17 protein-coding genes are annotated in these 18,532 nt (G+C 54.7%); 10 read left to right on the forward strand and 7 right to left on the reverse strand.

What is annotated here, in order from left to right; translation table 11 throughout:
• Window positions 1-165: 165 nt before the first annotated feature.
• A complete protein-coding gene (gene wzz(fepE), locus OGY37_RS02285) occupies window positions 166-1,299 on the forward strand; it encodes an LPS O-antigen length regulator Wzz(fepE) (protein WP_286614787.1) in 1,134 nt (377 codons plus the stop codon).
• Window positions 1,300-1,345: 46 nt separating this feature from the next.
• Here the strand turns inward: wzz(fepE) and fepC are convergent, their stop codons facing one another.
• The 3 genes from fepC to fepD are packed head-to-tail and all read right to left on the reverse strand — an operon-like array spanning window position 1,346 to window position 4,136.
• Window positions 1,346-2,143, reverse strand: a complete 798-nt coding sequence (fepC, locus tag OGY37_RS02290) for an iron-enterobactin ABC transporter ATP-binding protein (RefSeq protein WP_003831189.1) — start codon at window positions 2,141-2,143, stop codon at window positions 1,346-1,348.
• Window positions 2,140-3,132 (reverse strand): iron-enterobactin ABC transporter permease, encoded by a 993-nt coding sequence (fepG, locus tag OGY37_RS02295; RefSeq protein ID WP_166465318.1) that lies wholly within the window; start codon window positions 3,130-3,132, stop codon window positions 2,140-2,142. The genes fepC and fepG overlap by 4 nt, the downstream gene beginning before the upstream one ends.
• Window positions 3,129-4,136, reverse strand: a complete 1,008-nt coding sequence (gene fepD / locus OGY37_RS02300; RefSeq protein WP_003831192.1) for a Fe(3+)-siderophore ABC transporter permease — start codon at window positions 4,134-4,136, stop codon at window positions 3,129-3,131. Before fepD ends, fepG begins: the two co-directional genes overlap by 4 nt.
• A 109-nt stretch (window positions 4,137-4,245) precedes the next feature.
• Here fepD and entS point away from each other — a divergent pair, with 109 nt between their 5' ends.
• Complete coding sequence (gene entS / locus OGY37_RS02305) at window positions 4,246-5,481, forward strand: enterobactin transporter EntS (protein ID WP_003831193.1); 1,236 nt, start codon at window positions 4,246-4,248, stop codon at window positions 5,479-5,481.
• A gap of 60 nt (window positions 5,482-5,541) precedes the next feature.
• Here the strand turns inward: entS and fepB are convergent, their stop codons facing one another.
• Window positions 5,542-6,498 (reverse strand): Fe2+-enterobactin ABC transporter substrate-binding protein, encoded by a 957-nt coding sequence (gene fepB / locus OGY37_RS02310; protein WP_148362279.1) that lies wholly within the window; start codon window positions 6,496-6,498, stop codon window positions 5,542-5,544.
• Between the two features lie 187 nt (window positions 6,499-6,685).
• Between fepB and entC the strand changes: the two genes are divergently transcribed.
• The 7 genes from entC (at window position 6,686) to OGY37_RS02345 (ending at window position 14,096) form a co-directional block, all read left to right on the forward strand.
• Window positions 6,686-7,861, forward strand: a complete 1,176-nt coding sequence (gene entC / locus OGY37_RS02315; RefSeq protein WP_048235908.1) for an isochorismate synthase EntC — start codon at window positions 6,686-6,688, stop codon at window positions 7,859-7,861.
• A 31-nt stretch (window positions 7,862-7,892) separates the two neighbouring features.
• Window positions 7,893-9,503, forward strand: a complete 1,611-nt coding sequence (gene entE / locus OGY37_RS02320; protein ID WP_286619974.1) for a (2,3-dihydroxybenzoyl)adenylate synthase EntE — start codon at window positions 7,893-7,895, stop codon at window positions 9,501-9,503.
• 13 nt (window positions 9,504-9,516) lie between these two features.
• Window positions 9,517-10,374 carry an isochorismatase gene (locus OGY37_RS02325; RefSeq protein WP_003831197.1) on the forward strand — a complete coding sequence of 286 codons (858 nt, stop codon included), beginning with the start codon at window positions 9,517-9,519 and terminating at the stop codon, window positions 10,372-10,374.
• A complete protein-coding gene (gene entA, locus OGY37_RS02330) occupies window positions 10,374-11,129 on the forward strand; it encodes a 2,3-dihydro-2,3-dihydroxybenzoate dehydrogenase EntA (protein WP_286619976.1) in 756 nt (251 codons plus the stop codon). The genes OGY37_RS02325 and entA overlap by 1 nt, the downstream gene beginning before the upstream one ends.
• Before the next feature lie 2 nt (window positions 11,130-11,131).
• On the forward strand, window positions 11,132-11,545 hold the full coding sequence (gene entH, locus OGY37_RS02335) for a proofreading thioesterase EntH (protein ID WP_003022055.1): 414 nt from the start codon (window positions 11,132-11,134) through the stop codon (window positions 11,543-11,545).
• A 184-nt stretch (window positions 11,546-11,729) separates the two neighbouring features.
• Window positions 11,730-13,835 (forward strand): pyruvate/proton symporter CstA, encoded by a 2,106-nt coding sequence (gene cstA / locus OGY37_RS02340; protein WP_166465319.1) that lies wholly within the window; start codon window positions 11,730-11,732, stop codon window positions 13,833-13,835.
• Between the two features lie 63 nt (window positions 13,836-13,898).
• Window positions 13,899-14,096, forward strand: a complete 198-nt coding sequence (locus OGY37_RS02345) for a YbdD/YjiX family protein (RefSeq protein WP_003022064.1) — start codon at window positions 13,899-13,901, stop codon at window positions 14,094-14,096.
• A gap of 98 nt (window positions 14,097-14,194) precedes the next feature.
• Here OGY37_RS02345 and OGY37_RS02350 read toward each other — a convergent pair whose 3' ends face one another.
• The gene (locus tag OGY37_RS02350; protein ID WP_286619978.1) at window positions 14,195-15,283 is read right to left on the reverse strand and encodes an oxidoreductase; all 1,089 of its coding nucleotides are present in this window, start codon (window positions 15,281-15,283) and stop codon (window positions 14,195-14,197) included.
• A gap of 132 nt (window positions 15,284-15,415) precedes the next feature.
• Here OGY37_RS02350 and OGY37_RS02355 point away from each other — a divergent pair, with 132 nt between their 5' ends.
• On the forward strand, window positions 15,416-16,576 hold the full coding sequence (locus tag OGY37_RS02355) for a pyridoxal phosphate-dependent aminotransferase (protein WP_103284865.1): 1,161 nt from the start codon (window positions 15,416-15,418) through the stop codon (window positions 16,574-16,576).
• Here OGY37_RS02355 and OGY37_RS02360 read toward each other — a convergent pair whose 3' ends face one another.
• Both OGY37_RS02360 and OGY37_RS02365 read right to left on the reverse strand, forming a co-directional pair.
• On the reverse strand, window positions 16,577-17,194 hold the full coding sequence (locus OGY37_RS02360) for an IbrB-like domain-containing protein (protein WP_286546676.1): 618 nt from the start codon (window positions 17,192-17,194) through the stop codon (window positions 16,577-16,579).
• Complete coding sequence (locus tag OGY37_RS02365) at window positions 17,179-18,402, reverse strand: phosphoadenosine phosphosulfate reductase (protein WP_126318865.1); 1,224 nt, start codon at window positions 18,400-18,402, stop codon at window positions 17,179-17,181. The genes OGY37_RS02360 and OGY37_RS02365 overlap by 16 nt, the downstream gene beginning before the upstream one ends.
• Window positions 18,403-18,532 lie beyond the last annotated feature (130 nt).

Raw genomic sequence — 18,532 nt, forward strand, 5'->3', positions numbered from 1 at the left:
TGTTCTTTTTTGTGCAGTGCAAGGTGATGAAAGGGGTGAATAAATTCCGAATATAATTTTTGGTAGGGCAACAAGCACAAAGAATGTTTCGGATAATTCTGACTAGCTGGTAGACTTCTCCCACAGGAATGTTTTTCTTTTAGGAAAGTTTTCAGGTCACGCAACATGTCATCATTAAATATAAAGCAAGATAACGTTTCGGAATTTACTGGGTATCCTCAGCCAACGGCAAACGCAAATGAAATCGATTTAGTGAATCTAATCGAAACCTTATGGCACGCAAGAACGAAAATTATAGCGACCGTTTTCGCCTTTGCCTGTGTGGGTATTCTGGTCTCTTTTCTGCTGCCACAAAAATGGACCAGTCAGGCCATCGTGACGCCAGCTGAAGCGGTTCAATGGCAGGGATTAGAGAATACGCTGACCAAATTGCGCGTGCTGGATATGGATATTAGCGTTAGCAGTGGTGATGTGTTTAACCTGTTTATCAAAAAATTCCAGTCGCCTTCATTGTTAGAAGAATATCTGCGCTCTTCGCCTTACGTAATGGATCAATTGAAAGGTGCTGATATCGACGAAATGGAGTTGCATCAGGCAATTGTCAGGCTCAGTGAGAAAATGAAAGCGGTTGATACTAACCTGGGTAAGAAGAACGAAACTTCGCTGTATACCTCATGGACGCTGAGTTTTACCGCACCTCAGGCCGAAGAAGCCCAGTCAGTGCTGAAGGGATATATCCAGTATATTTCTGCCCTTGTGGTGAAGGAAACGTTGGAAGATATTCGCAATAAATTGTCCATCAAAACCAGTTATGAAAAAGAGAGACTGGAGATGGATCGCGTCAGGCTCAAAAACCAGCTGGAAGCAAATATCCAGCGACTGAACTACTCGCTGGAGATCGCCAATGCTGCCGGGATTAAAAAACCGGTTTATAGTAATGGCCAGGCGGTGAAGGATGACCCCGATTTCTCTATTTCACTGGGTGCTGACGGCATCGAACGTAAATTAGAAATAGAAAAATCAGTAACGGATGTTGCTGAAATTAACGGGGAATTACGTAATCGCCAATATCACGTTGAGCAGCTGTTAGCGATGAATGTGAGCGACGTAAAATTCACACCGTTTAAATATCAACTTTCACCTTCGCTGCCGGTGAAAAAAGATGGTCCGGCTAAATCAATGATCGTTATTCTGGCCGCATTACTGGGGGGAATGGTGGCGTGTGGTGGTGTTCTGTTGAACCATGCCATGATGTCGCGTAAGCAAAAAATGACGTTTATTGATCAGCAAATGGTGTGATGAATTGTCGTATGGCGGCAAGCTGGCCGCCATACTGTAACGCGTGTTATTTGTTGCGTCCAAGCGGCACCACCAACGGCGTTCCGGCAACCGGATCGTCGATAATCATACAGCGCAGTCCATAGATTTTTTCAATAAGCTGCGCGGTGACGATCTCCTTCGGTGCACCCTCGGCAATAATTTTTCCGTCACGCAGCGCGATCAGATGTGTTGCATAACGACAGGCCTGATTCAGGTCGTGCAAAACGGCGGCCAGCGTGTAGCCTTTTTCCCGATTTAGCTCACTCAGCAGTTCCAGCAGATCGATCTGATGGCTGATATCCAGCCAGGTGGTGGGTTCATCGAGCAGCATAATCGACGTTTCCTGCGCCAGCACCATCGCAATCCATGCACGCTGACGTTGTCCGCCGGAAAGGGTATCCACACTTTGTGATGCCAGGTGGGTGATACCCGTCGCCTGCATGGCGTTTGAGACCGCAATTTCATCCTCTTGCCGCCAGCGGGTAAACAGCGGCTGGTGCGGGTAGCGTCCGCGGGCAACCAGCTCCTGTACCGTAATATCCCCCGGCGTGGTGGCGTTTTGCGCCAGCAAACCTATTCTACGGGCGACTTCTTTGCTGGCATAGTGCTGAATATGCTCGCCGTCGAGCCAGACCTTGCCGTGCGCGGGCGTCATCAGACGACTCAGCGTGCGCAGTAATGTTGATTTCCCGCAGCCGTTTGGCCCGATAATCGCGGTGAAATGGCCGTTGGGAATCGACACATTGAGGTTTTCCGCCACGGTAAATTTGCCATAACCCAGCGTTAACTGGTCGCCACGCAAACGGGCTACTGATTCGATCATTTTTTGCGGGACTCCTGAATTAACAAGACGATAAGATAAATACCGCCGAGGCTTACGGTGACAACGCCCACCGGAAGCTGATAAGGCATAAACAGCTGTTGGGCGCATAAATCCGCCATCAGCAACAGCAACGCGCCGCACAGCGCCGACAGGGTTAATCCCCAGCGCGATGTACCGCTTATACGTCGCGCGATATGCGGCGCGACAAGAGCAATAAACGAGATAGGACCGGCCAGCGCGGTTGCGGCAGCGGTTAGTACCACCGCAACCAGCATCATCATTAGACGTGAACGCTCAACGCTGACGCCAAGCGCACAGGCGCTGTCATCACCCATTTCCAGTAAGCGCATCCGGCGTACCAGCAGCGCGGCGCATACCAGCATGATGATAATCAGCGGGGCAGACGGCCAGGTTTTGGCCCAGGTCAGGCCATTGAGCGATCCGGCGTTCCACAGCCCAGCCGTCAGCGCGGTTTCTAATGATGCTTTCAGCAGCAGCCAGGTGTTGAACGCCACCAGCATGGCGCGAATGCCGATACCGATAATAATCAGCCGGAAGGTGTCGATACCATTGCGCCAGGCGAGCGCCCAGACCACCAGAGAAGTCAGGATCCCACCCAGCATGGCTGCCAGCGCGATAGCGGTGAGATGCTGTCCGAACAGCACCATTGCCACCAGCACACCGCTCCAGGCCCCGGTATTGAAACCCATCACATCCGGGCTGCCCAGCGGGTTGCGCATCAGCGACTGGAATATTGCGCCGCTCACGCCGAGCGCTGCGCCAATCAATAGCGCCATGAGCACGCGTGGCAAACGCCATTCGGTCACCACCAGCGTAATACTGCGCGGCGCATCGCCGAGCAGGGCGGCAATAATTTGCTGGGTTTCCAGCGTAACAACGCCGCTACGCAGGCTCCACAAACCCATGACGAGACAACCTGCAACCAGCAGCAGGCTGCTGATTATCAGGCGGCGGGAGAGGTGCATCATGCGCCACCTCCGCGCGATTTACGGCGTACCAGAAAGATAAGCACCGGTGCACCGATAAACGCACTGACTACCGACACGCGCAGCTCGCCGGGGACAATCAGGCGACCGATTATATCGGCAATCAGTAACAGAGAAGGCGTTGCCAGTAGGGTTACGGGCAGTGACCAGCGGTGATCCGCCCCCACCAGCCAGCGTGCCATGTGCGGCATCATCAGGCCGATAAAGGCGATAGGACCGACAATCGCGGTCGCACTGCCGCACAGTACGGTAATAACCAGCAGGCCAATAAACTGCGTGCGAGCGACTTTACTGCCAAGCGCGGTAGCGGTGTCGCTGCCGAGGCTCAGGCTATTCAGGGCGCGACTGAGGAACAGTGCGACAGCCGCGGCAATCAGTACCGGTACCAGCACAACCTTCAGCGTTTGCAGGCTGCGGATATCCAGTGAGCCGGCTTGCCAGAAACGCAGCTGATCGTAAACGTCCGGGTTGAGCAGGGCGATGCCGGTGGATAATCCTTCCAGCACCGCGCCCAGCGCAACGCCCGCCAGCGTCAGACGTACCGGGCTTAACTGCCCGCCGCCCTGACTGCCGGTAAAAGCTACGATCAGCGACGCAGCCAGCGCACCGCAAAAGGCCATCAGCAGCTGCTCTTGCGCAGAGGAAAAGCCGAACAGCGCGGCCCCCAGCACAATAGCGAAGCTGGCGCCGGAGTTGACACCCAGAATGCCGGGATCGGCGAGAGGGTTACGCGTGAGCGTTTGCATAAGTGCGCCAGCCAGGCCCAGCGCGCCACCGGCGAGCAGCCCCGCCAGCGTGCGCGGCAGGCGCGCGTCCAGCACGATGGTGCAATCAGCACTTTGACAACTGCCGGTGAGCGCATCCAGCACCACGGAGGCAGGTAGCGACTTGGCGCCAATAACCAGACTTAATACCGTGGTGAGAACAAGTAACAACAATAGTCCGGGCACGGCGAAGGCACGTGTCGCGGAAACAGAGCATGACATATCAACTTCCCTGATAATGATAGTAATTATCGTTATCGATCTTATTTGGATATGTTAGCATGTGCAGCCATCGAATGGATATTGAAAAAGTACCTGGTAAGGCTCTGTAATGAATCGACAATCCTGGCTGCTCAATCTCAGCCTGTTAAAGACCCACCCAGCATTTCGCGCTGTCTTCCTCGCCCGTTTTATTTCCATTGTCTCTCTGGGGCTACTCGGCGTGGCGGTTCCGGTACAGATCCAGATGATGACCCAGTCGACCTGGCAGGTGGGGTTGTCGGTGACGTTGACCGGTAGCGCAATGTTTATTGGCCTGATGGTGGGCGGAGTGCTGGCCGACCGCTATGAGCGTAAAAAAGTGATCCTGCTGGCGCGTGGAACCTGTGGTATTGGCTTTATTGGCCTGTGTCTGAATGCGCTGCTGCCCGAACCGTCGTTGCTGGCGATTTATCTGCTTGGCTTATGGGACGGTTTCTTTGCCTCTCTGGGCGTGACCGCATTGCTGGCTGCGACGCCAGCGCTGGTTGGGCGCGAGAATTTGATGCAGGCTGGGGCGATTACCATGCTGACGGTGCGTCTGGGATCGGTAATTTCACCGATGCTTGGCGGGGTGCTGCTCGCGACTGGCGGCGTGGCCTGGAACTACGGACTGGCGGCGGCGGGAACCTTCATTACCTTACTACCGTTGCTGAGCCTTCCTGCGTTGCCGCCTCCGCCGCAGCCGCGCGAGCATCCGCTGAAATCGCTGCTGGCAGCATTCCGCTTTCTGCTTGCCAGTCCGCTGATTGGCGGCATTGCGCTGCTTGGTGGTCTGTTAACCATGGCGAGCGCCGTGCGTGTGCTGTATCCGGCGTTGGCGATTAACTGGCACATGTCGAGTGCGCAAATTGGCCTTTTGTATGCGGCTATTCCGCTAGGGGCAGCCGTGGGCGCATTGACTAGCGGACAACTGGCGCACAGCGTTCGCCCGGGACTGATTATGCTGGCATCGACCGTGGCTTCATTTCTGGCTATCGGCTTGTTTGGTTTGATGCCCGTCTGGCAGCTTGGTGTGGTTTGTCTGGCGCTGTTCGGCTGGTTGAGTGCGGTCAGCTCTTTGTTGCAGTACACCCTGTTACAGACGCAGACACCGGAAGCGATGCTCGGGCGAATTAATGGTTTGTGGACCGCACAGAACGTCACCGGCGATGCGATTGGCGCGGCGTTGTTAGGTGGTCTGGGCGCGATGATGACGCCGGTTGCTTCGGCAAGCGTGAGTGGGTTTGGGCTGGTGATTGTCGGTCTGCTACTGCTGCTGTTGTTGGGAGAAGTGCGCCGATTCCGGCAAGTCCCTGTGAATGTCTGATCGCGTTGTGCTCTACGGTTGTAGGCCGGATAAGGCGTGAGCCGCATCCGGCGCTGACAATTAAAAGAGAGCCGACAGACGTTGCAGCAGCAGCGTGGCGCTGTAGTAGTCGAGACGGAAGGTTTCCGTACCCAGGGCGTAAACGCGTTTATTCTGCACGGCAGGCAGATGCGCCAGAAGCGGATTGGCGTAAATAGCGTCGGCATCTTTGCTGTCGCCAGCAAACAGGAACAGCGCTTCACCGTTCAGGCCTGCCGCCAGGTTCTCACCGCCAAGCTGGATGATATCGTGGCGTTTGCCCTGACTCTGGCTGGTGTGCAAGTTGTCAGGCAGCGTTGCCAGCGTGAACCCTAACTGCTCCATCAGCTTGCCTTGCGCTGACTCAGGCGTCCACAGGTTGGCGCTGTGCGCCGCGGCGGTATATACCAGCGCGCTGACCGGCTGTGGTGGCAGGGTAATATGTTGCTTAACCGCCTGAAGTTGCTTATCAAACTCGGCAATTCGCGCAACTGCCTGTTGCTCCTGACCGGTAATTTCACCTAACTGGGTCAGCAGCGACTGCCAGCTTTTATCGTCGTAATTAATGATGAGCGTTGGCGCAATGGTGGACAGCTGATCGTATAGCGCGAGGGCAGAATCTCCCCCAGTGGCGCTAACCAGAATCAGATCCGGCATTTGAGCTGCGACGGCTTCGGCGCTCGGTTCGCCGATATACAGGCGGCTCAGTTTGCGTTCTTTTGCCACTTCGCTCCACTGGCGTAAAAAGCCCTGCGCATCGCCGATGCGATTGTTCGGGGTAGTGGCACCGCTGGCAATGACCGGGGCATCAATCGCCAGCAGCGAGCCGGTGAGGGTCACGCTGGTGGATACAATGCGTTGCGGCTTATGCTCAAGCGTATGCGTGCCGCGGCTGTCAGTAACCTGACGCGGCCAGTCGGCGGCGTGACCTGAAGAAATTCCTGAAAGAGATAAACCTGCCAGTAAGAGCACGGTGCGGCAAAAAGAGGGGAGACTCACGAATCGGCTTCCTGTTATCAGTATGAGTAATGCTTCTCATTTTCATTGTTAGCGAGCAAGGATGCAAGCCAAAGTCGCACATTGTGCTACCACAAGAGTTGACATACCGCCGCTTTACTTTTAGGTTAGCGACCGAAAATATAAATGATAATCATTATTAGAGCCTTTATCATTTTTGGAGGATGATATGGATACGTCACTGGCCGAGGAAAAAACGCAGACTATGCCGACGCTCGCTCCCGACAGTTTTTTCTTTATGTCGCCGTACCGTAGTTTTACGACGTCAGGATGCTTCGCCCGCTATGCGGAACCGGCAATTGATGGCGATTCGCCAGACAGCCCTTTCCAACAAAAAATGAACGCACTGTTTGCTGATGCCAAATCTCAGGGCATCGCGAACCCTGTCATGGTCGGAGCGATTCCCTTTGATACCCGCCAGCCATCATCGCTGTTTATTCCCCAATCATGGCAGAGCTTTTCTCGTACGGCGAAGCAGCAATCATCACGTTACTTTACCGCGCATCAGTCGCTGAACGTCGTTGAACGTAAATCGATCCCGGAACAGGACTTTTTTGAAGATATGGTCGCCCGGGCAGCTGCGCTGACGTCTACTCCGGAAGTCGACAAAGTGGTGTTGTCACGCCTGATCGATATCACCGCCGATGCCAACATTGACAGCGGTGCGCTGCTGGAGCGTCTGGTGGCGCAAAACCCGGCGAGCTACAACTTCCATGTACCGATTGAAGACGGCGGCGTATTGATTGGTGCCAGCCCGGAACTGTTACTGCGCAAAGAAGGCGATCGTTTCAGTTCTCTGCCGCTGGCGGGCTCTGCACGTCGTCAGCCTGATGATGTGCTGGATCGCGAAGCAGGGATCCGCCTGCTGGCATCTGAGAAGGACCGCCATGAGCACGAACTGGTGACGCAAGCGATGAAAACGGTATTGCGCGATCGCAGCCGTGAACTACAACTGCCTTCTTCTCCGCAGCTGGTTACCACGCCGACGCTCTGGCACCTCGGCACGCCGTTTGAAGGTAAAGCTAACCCGCAGGAAAACGCCCTGACGCTGGCGTGCCTGCTGCATCCGACGCCTGCGCTGAGCGGCTTCCCACATCAGGTTGCGCGCAAGCTTATCGCCGAGCTGGAGCCGTTCGATCGCGAATTGTTCGGTGGCATTGTTGGCTGGTGTGATGCCGAAGGTAACGGTGAGTGGGTAGTGACGATCCGCTGTGCGAAGCTGCTGCGCAATCAGGTACGTTTCTTTGCCGGAGCAGGAATTGTTCCAGCCTCTTCCCCGGTTGCGGAATGGCGCGAAACGGGGGCTAAGCTCTCCACGATGTTGAATGTTTTTGGACTGCACTAAGAGCCTTGTGGACTGGTTTTAAGGAGCAATAATGAGTATTCCTTTCACCCGCTGGCCGGAAGAGTTTGCCCGCCGCTATCGTGAAAAAGGTTACTGGCAGGATTTGCCGCTGACCGACATTCTGACCCGTCACGCCGACAGCGAGCATACGGCGGTAATTGATGGTGAACGCCATCTGAGCTATCGCCAACTGAATCAGGCCGCTGACAATCTTGCCTGCAGCTTGCGTCGCCAGGGGATCAAACCCGGCGAAACCGCGCTGGTACAACTGGGCAATGTGGCTGAGCTGTATATCACCTTCTTTGCGCTGCTCAAGCTGGGCGTAGCTCCAGTGCTGGCGCTGTTCAGCCATCAGCGTAACGAACTCAACGCCTACGCCAAACAGATTGAGCCGGCACTGCTGATTGCCGATCGCCAGCATACGCTGTTTAGCGGCGACGATTTTCTTAACGCTTTTGTGGCCGAACACAATTCAGTGCGCGTGGTGCAACTGCGCAATGATGAAGGTGAACACAATCTTCAAACGGCGATAAGCCAGCCTGCGACTGATTTTACTGCTACACCTTCGCCCGCTGATGAGGTGGCATACTTCCAGCTTTCCGGCGGGACGACCGGGACGCCAAAACTGATCCCTCGCACTCATAACGATTACTACTACAGCGTGCGTCGTAGCAATGAGATTTGCCGCTTCACCGGGGAAACGCGTTATTTGTGCGCGATCCCGGCGGCGCATAACTACGCCATGAGCTCACCTGGCGCGCTGGGCGTGTTCCTGGCCGGCGGCACCGTGGTACTGGCGGCTGACCCGAGCGCTACCCTGTGTTTCCCGCTGATTGAGCAGCATCAGGTTAACGTCACGGCGCTGGTGCCACCTGCGGTGAGCCTGTGGTTGCAGGCGATTGCGGAGTGGGGCAGCAATGCGCAACTGGCTTCGCTGAAATTGCTTCAGGTCGGTGGCGCGAGACTTTCCGCCACGCTTGCGGCACGTATTCCAGCCGAGATTGGCTGCCAGTTGCAGCAGGTCTTCGGCATGGCGGAAGGGCTGGTGAACTACACCCGTCTGGACGACAGTCCTGAGCGCATCATCAATACCCAGGGTCGCCCGATGTGTCCCGATGATGAAGTCTGGGTAGCAGACGCTGACGGCAACCCCTTAGCCCAGGGAGAGACCGGACGCCTGATGACGCGTGGTCCGTACACCTTCCGCGGTTATTTCAAAAGTCCTGAGCATAATGCCAGCGCCTTTGACGCCAACGGCTTTTACTGTTCCGGCGATCTGATCGCTATCGATCCGGATGGTTACATCACCGTTCAGGGGCGTGAAAAGGATCAGATCAATCGCGGCGGGGAGAAGATCGCCGCTGAAGAGATTGAAAACCTACTACTGCGCCATCCAATGGTGATCCATGCCGCGCTGGTCAGTATGGATGACGAACTGATGGGCGAGAAAAGCTGTGCCTGGCTGGTGGTGAAAGAGCCGCTGCGCGCGGTGCAGGTGCGCCGTTTTCTACGCGAACAGGGCATAGCGGAATTCAAATTACCCGATCGTGTTGAGTGCGTTGAGTCATTACCGCTGACTCCAGTGGGGAAGGTAGATAAAAAACAATTACGTCAGTGGCTGGCATCACGTTCACTGGCCTGAAGGAGAAATAGAAATGGCAATTCCTAAACTGCAGGCTTATGCGCTACCAACGGCGCTCGATGTTCCGGTGAACAAAGTCGACTGGGCATTTGACCCTGAACGCGCCGCGCTGCTGATCCACGACATGCAGGATTATTTTATCGGCTTTTGGGGCGATAACTGCCCGATGATGGAGCAGGTCGTCGCGAACATCGCCGCGCTGCGCCAGTACTGCAAAGAGCATAACATTCCGGTGTATTACACCGCTCAGCCGAAAGAACAGAGTGATGAAGATCGTGCTCTGCTCAATGATATGTGGGGACCGGGCCTGACGCGTTCGCCGGAACAACAAAAGATCGTTGAGGCGCTGGCGCCGGATGAAGCGGATACCATTCTGGTGAAATGGCGTTATAGCGCATTTCATCGCTCCCCGCTGGAACAGATGCTCAAGGAAACTGGACGTAATCAACTGATCATTACCGGGGTGTATGCACATATTGGCTGTATGACCACCGCAACGGACGCCTTCATGCGTGATATCAAGCCGTTTATGGTTGCCGATGCGCTGGCGGACTTTAGCCGTGACGAACACCTGATGTCGCTGAAATACGTGGCGGGACGTTCCGGGCGTGTGGTAATGACCCAGGAATTATTGCCGACACCGGTCCCGACCAGTAAAGATGCGTTGCGCAGCGTTATTCTGCCGTTGCTGGATGAGTCTGAAGAGCCGATGGATGACGAAAACCTGATCGACTACGGGCTGGATTCCGTGCGCATGATGGCGCTGGCGGCGCGCTGGCGTAAGGTTCATGGTGACATTGATTTCGTGATGCTGGCGAAAAAACCGACCATTGACGCATGGTGGGCGCTGCTCTCCCGCGAGGTGAAGTAATGGCTGGATTTGATTTTGCCGGGAAAACCGTCTGGGTAACCGGCGCGGGTAAAGGGATTGGCTACACCACGGCGTTGGCATTTGCGAAGGCTGGTGCTGAGGTGACAGGATTCGATCGCGAATTTCCTCAGGATAACTACCCGTTTGCGACCGAAGTGCTGGATGTGGCGAATGCCGGACAGGTAGCTGAAGTGTGCCAGCGCGTCCTCAAAGCGCGCGAGCGTTTGGATGTGTTGGTCAATGCCGCAGGTATTTTGCGTATGGGGGCCACCGATGCGTTGAGCGTTGAGGAGTGGCAGCAGACGTTTGCGGTTAACGTTGGTGGGGCGTTCAATCTGTTTCAGCAGACGATGGCGCAGTTTCGTCGCCAGCAGGGCGGGGCGATCGTGACAGTCGCGTCGGATGCGGCACACACGCCGCGTATCGGCATGAGTGCTTACGGTGCTTCAAAGGCCGCGTTGAAAAGTCTGGCGCTGACCGTCGGACTTGAATTGGCGGGTAGCGGTGTGCGCTGTAATGTGGTGTCGCCAGGCTCGACCGACACCGATATGCAGCGCACGCTGTGGGTTAGCGATGACGCGGAGCAACAGCGTATTCGTGGATTTGGCGAGCAGTTTAAGCTCGGGATTCCGCTGGGGAAAATCGCCCGGCCGCAAGAGATCACCAACACTATTTTATTCCTCGCCTCCGATCTGGCCAGCCACATTACGTTACAGGATATCGTGGTGGACGGCGGTTCCACGCTGGGGGCATGACGATGATCTGGAAGCGTCATTTAACGCTGGATGAACTCAATGCCACCAGTCAGAACACGATGGTGGCGCATTTAGGCATGGTCTATACCCGGCTGGGTGATGATGTGCTGGAAGCCGAAATGCCAGTGGATAGCCGTACGCATCAGCCATTTGGCCTGCTGCACGGCGGCGCATCCGCGGCCCTGGCGGAAACGCTGGGTTCAATGGCGGGTTATCTGATGACCCGCGACGGGCAATGCGTAGTGGGGACGGAACTCAACGCCACGCATCATCGGGCGGTATCGCAAGGGAAAGTGCGCGGCGTTTGCCAGCCGCTGCACCTTGGGCGTCAAAATCAAAGCTGGGAAATCGTCATCTTTGATGAGCAGGGACGACGCTGCTGCACCTGCCGTTTAGGCACTGCGGTGATGGGGTGAGATCACCCGGCAAAGTAAAATGAAATTGCAGAGTTAACAGGTGAATGAAGTGATCTAGTTAACAATGCAATGTAAATACTCAGTGATACTTCGGGTTTGTATGGTTGTCAGGTTGTTAAATTCAGAAAAGATGTTATAGAAACAAAATGTAACATCTCTCTGGATCGGACAACGGATAACAACTATGAACAAATCAGGGAAGTACCTCGTCTGGACAGTGCTCTCCGTTATGGGAGCATTTGCCCTCGGCTATATCGCATTAAATCGTGGTGAACAGATCAACGCGTTGTGGATAGTCGTGGCGTCGGTCTGTGTCTACCTTATCGCTTACCGTTTCTACGGCCTGTACATCGCGAAAAATGTACTGGCGCTTGACCCGACGCGTATGACGCCAGCCGTGCGCCATAACGACGGTCTGGATTATGTTCCCACCGATAAAAAAGTGCTGTTTGGTCACCATTTTGCGGCGATTGCCGGAGCAGGTCCGTTAGTTGGACCGGTGCTGGCGGCGCAAATGGGCTATCTGCCGGGGATGATCTGGCTGCTCGCCGGGGTGGTACTGGCGGGTGCGGTGCAGGACTTCATGGTGCTGTTTGTTTCTACCCGTCGCGATGGTCGTTCCCTTGGCGAACTGGTGAAAGAAGAGATGGGCCCAACGGCGGGCGTTATTGCGCTGGTGGCCTGTTTTATGATCATGGTGATTATTCTCGCGGTACTGGCGATGATCGTCGTGAAAGCGCTGACCCACAGTCCGTGGGGAACCTACACCGTGGCGTTCACCATCCCGCTGGCGATCTTCATGGGGATTTATCTGCGCTATCTGCGCCCGGGCCGCATTGGCGAAGTGTCGGTCATCGGTCTGGTGTTCCTGGTGTTTGCCATTATTTCCGGCGGCTGGGTGGCTGAAAGCCCGACCTGGGCACCGTACTTTGACTTTACCGGCGTACAGCTGACGTGGATGCTGGTGGGTTACGGTTTTGTCGCTGCCGTGCTGCCGGTGTGGCTGCTGCTGGCCCCGCGTGATTACCTCTCTACCTTCCTGAAAATCGGCACCATTGTGGGTCTGGCGGTAGGGATTTTGATCATGCGCCCGACGCTGACCATGCCTGCACTGACCAAGTTTGTTGACGGTACGGGTCCGGTCTGGAGCGGCAACCTGTTCCCGTTCCTGTTTATTACCATTGCCTGTGGTGCAGTTTCTGGTTTCCACGCGCTGATTGCCTCCGGTACCACGCCGAAGATGCTGGCGAATGAAGGTCAGGCCTGCTTTATCGGCTACGGCGGGATGCTGATGGAATCCTTTGTCGCCATTATGGCGCTGGTGGCTGCCTGTGTTATCGACCCGGGCGTGTACTTTGCGATGAACAGCCCAATGGCAGTACTGGCACCAGCAGGAACTACCGATGTGGTTGCATCAGCGGCACAGGTAGTGAGCAGTTGGGGCTTTGTGATCACGCCTGATACGCTGCATCAGATCGCGAATGATGTCGGCGAACAATCCATTATCTCCCGCGCAGGCGGTGCGCCGACGCTGGCGGTAGGCATGGCGTACATTCTGCACGGCGCGCTGGGCGGCATGATGGATGTGGCGTTCTGGTATCACTTCGCCATCCTGTTTGAAGCGTTGTTTATTCTGACGGCGGTCGATGCCGGTACACGGGCCGCGCGCTTTATGCTGCAGGACTTGCTGGGTGTGGTGTCACCGGGGCTGAAACGTACCGATTCGCTGCCTGCAAACCTGCTGGCGACGGCGCTGTGCGTGCTGGCCTGGGGTTACTTCTTACACCAGGGCGTGGTGGATCCTCTGGGAGGTATCAATACCCTGTGGCCGCTGTTTGGTATCGCTAACCAGATGCTGGCCGGTATGGCGTTGATGCTCTGTGCTGTGGTGCTGTTCAAGATGAAACGCCAGCGCTACGCATGGGTGGCGCTGGTGCCAACGGCCTGGCTGCTGATTTGTACCCTGACCGCTGGCTGGCAGAAAGCGTTTAGCCCGGATGCGAAAATCGGCTTCCTGGCTATCGCCAACAAGTTCCAGGCGATGATCGACAGCGGTAACATTCCGGCGCAGTACACCCAGTCGCAGCTGACGCAACTGGTGTTTAACAACCGCCTGGATGCGGGTCTCACCATCTTCTTCATGGTCGTCGTTGTGGTGTTGGGTCTGTTCTCCATCAAAACTGCGATGGCAGCATTGAAAGAGGACAAACCAACTTCGAAAGAGACACCGTACGAGCCGATGCCTGAGAATGTCGAAGAGATCGTGGCGCAGGCGAAAGGTGCGCACTAATATTCTCTTAACCAACGAGCCCTCTCCGCAGCGGGGAGGGCGTTTGTACGACAGGGAATCACTATGTTTGAAACACTCGCCAAAGCCGGGAAGTATTTAGGTCAAACCGCCCGATTAATGATAGGTGTGCCGGATTACGACAACTATGTTGAACATATGCGCGTCACGCATCCGGACCAGACGCCAATGACCTACGAAGAATTTTTCCGTGAGCGCCAGGATGCACGATATGGCGGGAAAGGTGGCGCGAAGTGCTGTTGATTTTTTGCCGGATGGCGCTGACGCTTATCCGGCCTACCACAATGCTTTGACCGTAGGCCTGATAAGGCGAAGCCGCCATCAGGCAACCTGCACCCTAGTCACACCGTAAACGACTCTACCTTTTCGAATGCTGCGCGCAGGGCCTCTGGCGTTAACGTTACCGGCAGCGCGTGAATGGACTCCACCGGGCGCAGAGTGTGCGCAATCACTTTGTCGATTTCGGCGCGGTTATTGATGTCCACTTCCAGTTGAGCTAATCGGGTTGGCAGGTTGAATCGCTGATAAGCGGTAATTAACTGCGCCAGCACATCATCTTGTCCCAGCAGCGCGCTCTGTACCAGGATGCCGTACGCCACTTTGGTGCCATGTAAAAACTTCTCGGTTTGTGGGAGGACTGTCAGGCCATTGTGAACAGAATGCGCCGCAGCCACGCGGGTGTAGCGCTCCCCCAGACCACCAACCATGCCGCCTCCGGCAATAATCGCATCTACCACATCGCAAAACGTGCGGCTTAGCGTGCCTTGTTGTTTGTCTGCCAGCGCCTGCTCGCTGCTTTCCAGCAGGACGTCGCGGATGGTCTGCGCGGCTTGAATACCCAGACGTACTGTCAATGGCAGTGTTTCCGGCTGAGGTGCGAGCACGACGGCCTCGTACCACTTCGCCAGCGTATCGCCGATCCCCGCCAGTAAGTATTCTTCTGGCGCATTGAGAACGATCTCTGGCTCGACCAGCACGAGGAAATTGGCGTCAGGGAAAATTTCAAAATGCAGCGCCTGGCCCGCATCGTTATACCAGACGGAGAGCGGCGTCCAGGCAGCGCAGGTCGCCGCGATAGTAGGAATACCGACAAACGGCAGATCCAGACGACGGGCCAACGCTTTAGCGGTGTCGAGCAATGTACCGCCTCCCACGCCAATCACCACACTGCGATCCTCTCCCGACTCTTTTGCCAGTTGAGCAACATCGGTTTCGCTGCAATGTCCCGTAAACAGCAGGCGTTTAGCCTCGGCAAGATGAAAAGCCTCTGGCAGGTAAGGGCGGGCTGCATCGATGGCGCGTTCACCATAAACCCACACGGCGCGTGAAAGTTGGTCGGCAGAGAAAAAATCGTTGAGTCTTAACAGGCTGCCGGGATGGGAAAAATAGTTGGCCGGGCCGGTGACGACGCGAATTTCGGTATTACTCATGTTGTGTTGTCCTTTTGGCTGTCCTGTCCAGGCAGGTTATTTTTATATAGACGTCTGAACGTCTTGATTGCCAAATACTAGCATCGTGCTATAGTGGCTTCAACCACAACATCACACGCTGGGATAACAATAATGAGTAATAACCCGCTGATTCCGCAAAGCAAACTGCCTAATCTGGGCACTACTATCTTCACGCAAATGAGTGCGCTGGCGCAGCAGCATCAGGCCATTAACCTCTCGCAGGGGTTTCCTGATTTTGACGGTCCACTCTTTTTGCAAGAGCGTCTGGCGTATCACGTCGCGCATGGCGCAAACCAGTATGCGCCGATGACGGGCGTGCAGCCGCTGCGCGAAGCTATCGCGGATAAAACGGCAGACCTGTACGGCTATAAACCTGACGCGAATAGTGAAGTGACCATCACGGCGGGAGCCACAGAAGCATTGTATGCCGCGATCACTGCGCTGGTGCGCCCTGGTGATGAGGTGATTTGTTTTGACCCGAGCTACGACAGCTATGCGCCTGCGGTTGAATTATCCGGCGGTGTGGTTAAACGTATCGCCCTGCAACCACCGTCTTTTCGCGTCGACTGGCAGGCGTTTGGTGCCTTACTCAGCGACCGTACCCGACTGGTTATCCTGAACACGCCACATAATCCTTCTGCCACCGTGTGGCATCACGCCGATTTTGATGCCCTGTGGCAGGCGATTAAAGAACGTGAGATCTTTGTCATCAGCGACGAAGTTTATGAGCATATCTGTTTCGCCAAACAAGGGCATGCCAGCGTGCTGGCACATTCAGAGCTGCGGGAACGCGCCGTTGCCGTTTCATCGTTTGGTAAGACTTATCATATGACCGGCTGGAAGGTCGGCTACTGCGTTGCGCCAGCTGCCATTAGCGCTGAGTTGCGTAAGGTACACCAGTATCTGACGTTTTCCGTCAACACGCCGGCTCAGCTCGCACTGGCGGATATGCTACGAGAAGATCCTGCACACTATCGCGAGCTGCCAGCCTTTTATCAGAAAAAACGCGACGTGTTGGTGAATGCACTGCGTGACAGCCGGCTGGAAATTCTGCCGTGTGAAGGTACGTATTTTTTACTGGTCGATTACAGCGCCGTTTCCTCGCTTAACGACGTGGAGTTTTGCCAGTGGCTGACCACTGAAGTGGGCGTTGCGGCAATCCCGCTGTCGGTGTTCTGCGCCGATCCTTTCCCGCATAAACTGATTCGCCTCTGTTTTGCCAAGCAAGAATCGACGCTGTTAGCGGCAGCCGAGCGTCTGGTTTCGCTGTAGCTATTTCACGGTCCAGGCTTTGGAGAATCGACGGTCGGCAAACAACGCTTGCAGGCCGTTAATTTGTTTCAGGCGTAACACCTCGTCGTTGTCCATACCAAGATCCTTGCCAATTCTTTCTTCACTCCATCCCAGTTGTGATAGCTCGCGGACAATCTCGGACATGGCGTGGATTTGATGACGCCCACGGGCGCGGTTGTGGCGAATGGTTGCCGCCATTCGCTCATGGCGTTCGCGTTCTAAACAGGCAACCGGCAGATATCCTTTCAGCCTGGGCCTCAGTGAGGCTTTGGCTTTACCTAACTCGTGGCGGTGGAAACCGTCGACAATTTCGTATTCTTCAGCCGTTGAGTGAACCACTACAATGGGCTGCGTAAACCCGTCAGCCTCGAGGGACTTCAGCAGCAGCTTTTTCTCCGGTGGCGCAACGTTATTGGGGTTGTAGTCATTGGGTGAAATATGATCATTTTTAACCCAAAGTACGCAATCTACGGGCTCCTCGCGGAAGGGACTGACGCTGTGTATTGCTTTTCTGAATTCATTTATGGCTTCAATTCTCTCTGGTTCTGATAAACCAGAAAGAAAGCCGAGGAGTTCCTGAGTTAATCGTTGTTGCATAAGAGTCCCCATTCCTGGCGTTTTGTTTTCATGCGCTCATTGTAACGTTGATAGTTTTTGGGTTTCGTTGGACTAAATGAGAGTGCCCGGCACCAATAGTCGTTATTCAGCAGGACCTTGCAGATACGCCGCCACGACGGAATATCCACTGAACCAATATCTCTTTCCTGGGTTTGTGGGATATTCTCCATGCCTTTTTTCTTATACCACTGTAAATAGACGGCGATTTTATTGCGGTAATGTTCAGCGGTCGTTTCCGGCATACTCTTCAATAACAGCATGGCGTATTCCTGCCAGCTTAAATGTTCGGGTTTTAATATTTTGCGGTGACCGTAAAAATGGTTGTCCTGACCAGCATATATCCCGCCACTTTTTACCCCGCTGACGCGGGAGCACATCATCGCCCAGCGTTCAGGCTCAATAACATGGTAAAGCCACAGTCCCTGGCGTTGTTCTGGTCCAAAGGGTTCGCAGATGCGCATATATCGTGTGGGAACACCCGCCTGATACATCAGGTTGTACAGGGGATTACAAGGGAGTCTTGACTTCGCAAACCACGTCCAGATGTCTGCAGTTTTCCAGTCATAAATCGGATAAATATACCAGGTATGCCCGCCGGGGGCGCTGGTGGTCCAGGGTTTATCATCGGCAAAACGCTGTTTTTTCGAGTTCGCAATGGCGACGAAACGATTATATGACTCGTCGGCGCGGATCCCGACCATCATGGCTGCCGGTCGTTTCTGCGAAAACCAGTCAGCGAACTCACGAACAAATTGCTCGAAAGTCATACCGGGTTGGTAGAAAGAGAAATATTCGGGATCGGTTATGGCATCTGCGGGCGGTTGGCGCACCCATTGAGTGCCTGGTTCCCAGCATTGCCATTCAGGCTGAAATTGTGACAGTGAATTTTGCGTCGTCAGCGGCAATGCAACCCAATAAAATTCTTCGATGACATCGGAATAACTCTCGCGTAGCGCCTGGACATAGTCGATAGTGCAGGAAAACTGAGCCTCCCAGTCGATAAATAAGACGTTTATTTTTTTCTGTAACTGACGGGCAATGGCGCTGGTCAGATGCAACATTAGCCCTGAATCTTTACCCCCAGAGAAAGAAACGCAGACACGCGGCAAGGTTTCAAGTGTCCATGCGATACGTTCCTGCGCAGCTTGCAGAACATTTTTATCCAGCGGTATTTTATAAACAGACATACAAAACCTATATCGAATTTTTATTATTTGCAACCATAATAAATGTCCGTAATAAAATAGGCTTTTTCTTGCGGCATGCAATATTTAAATGTATTAATTATTTGTATGCTATTGTGCTGTTGTATAATTC

The organism is Citrobacter sp. Cpo030 (assembly GCF_030333005.1).
GTDB lineage: Bacteria > Pseudomonadota > Gammaproteobacteria > Enterobacterales > Enterobacteriaceae > Citrobacter > Citrobacter portucalensis.

What these genes read in the sequence shown, in the direction of transcription:
- fepC (WP_003831189.1), bottom strand. Translation starts at nt 2,143, where the DNA reads ATGATCGAATCAGTAGCCCGTTTGCGTGGCGACCAGTTAACGCTGGGT.
- fepG (WP_166465318.1), bottom strand. Translation starts at nt 3,132, where the DNA reads ATGATGCACCTCTCCCGCCGCCTGATAATCAGCAGCCTGCTGCTGGTT.
- fepD (WP_003831192.1), bottom strand. Translation starts at nt 4,136, where the DNA reads ATGTCATGCTCTGTTTCCGCGACACGTGCCTTCGCCGTGCCCGGACTA.
- entS (WP_003831193.1), top strand. Translation starts at nt 4,246, where the DNA reads ATGAATCGACAATCCTGGCTGCTCAATCTCAGCCTGTTAAAGACCCAC.
- entC (WP_048235908.1), top strand. Translation starts at nt 6,686, where the DNA reads ATGGATACGTCACTGGCCGAGGAAAAAACGCAGACTATGCCGACGCTC.
- entE (WP_286619974.1), top strand. Translation starts at nt 7,893, where the DNA reads ATGAGTATTCCTTTCACCCGCTGGCCGGAAGAGTTTGCCCGCCGCTAT.
- OGY37_RS02325 (WP_003831197.1), top strand. Translation starts at nt 9,517, where the DNA reads ATGGCAATTCCTAAACTGCAGGCTTATGCGCTACCAACGGCGCTCGAT.
- entA (WP_286619976.1), top strand. Translation starts at nt 10,374, where the DNA reads ATGGCTGGATTTGATTTTGCCGGGAAAACCGTCTGGGTAACCGGCGCG.
- entH (WP_003022055.1), top strand. Translation starts at nt 11,132, where the DNA reads ATGATCTGGAAGCGTCATTTAACGCTGGATGAACTCAATGCCACCAGT.
- cstA (WP_166465319.1), top strand. Translation starts at nt 11,730, where the DNA reads ATGAACAAATCAGGGAAGTACCTCGTCTGGACAGTGCTCTCCGTTATG.
- OGY37_RS02345 (WP_003022064.1), top strand. Translation starts at nt 13,899, where the DNA reads ATGTTTGAAACACTCGCCAAAGCCGGGAAGTATTTAGGTCAAACCGCC.
- OGY37_RS02350 (WP_286619978.1), bottom strand. Translation starts at nt 15,283, where the DNA reads ATGAGTAATACCGAAATTCGCGTCGTCACCGGCCCGGCCAACTATTTT.
- OGY37_RS02355 (WP_103284865.1), top strand. Translation starts at nt 15,416, where the DNA reads ATGAGTAATAACCCGCTGATTCCGCAAAGCAAACTGCCTAATCTGGGC.
- OGY37_RS02360 (WP_286546676.1), bottom strand. Translation starts at nt 17,194, where the DNA reads ATGCAACAACGATTAACTCAGGAACTCCTCGGCTTTCTTTCTGGTTTA.
- OGY37_RS02365 (WP_126318865.1), bottom strand. Translation starts at nt 18,402, where the DNA reads ATGTCTGTTTATAAAATACCGCTGGATAAAAATGTTCTGCAAGCTGCG.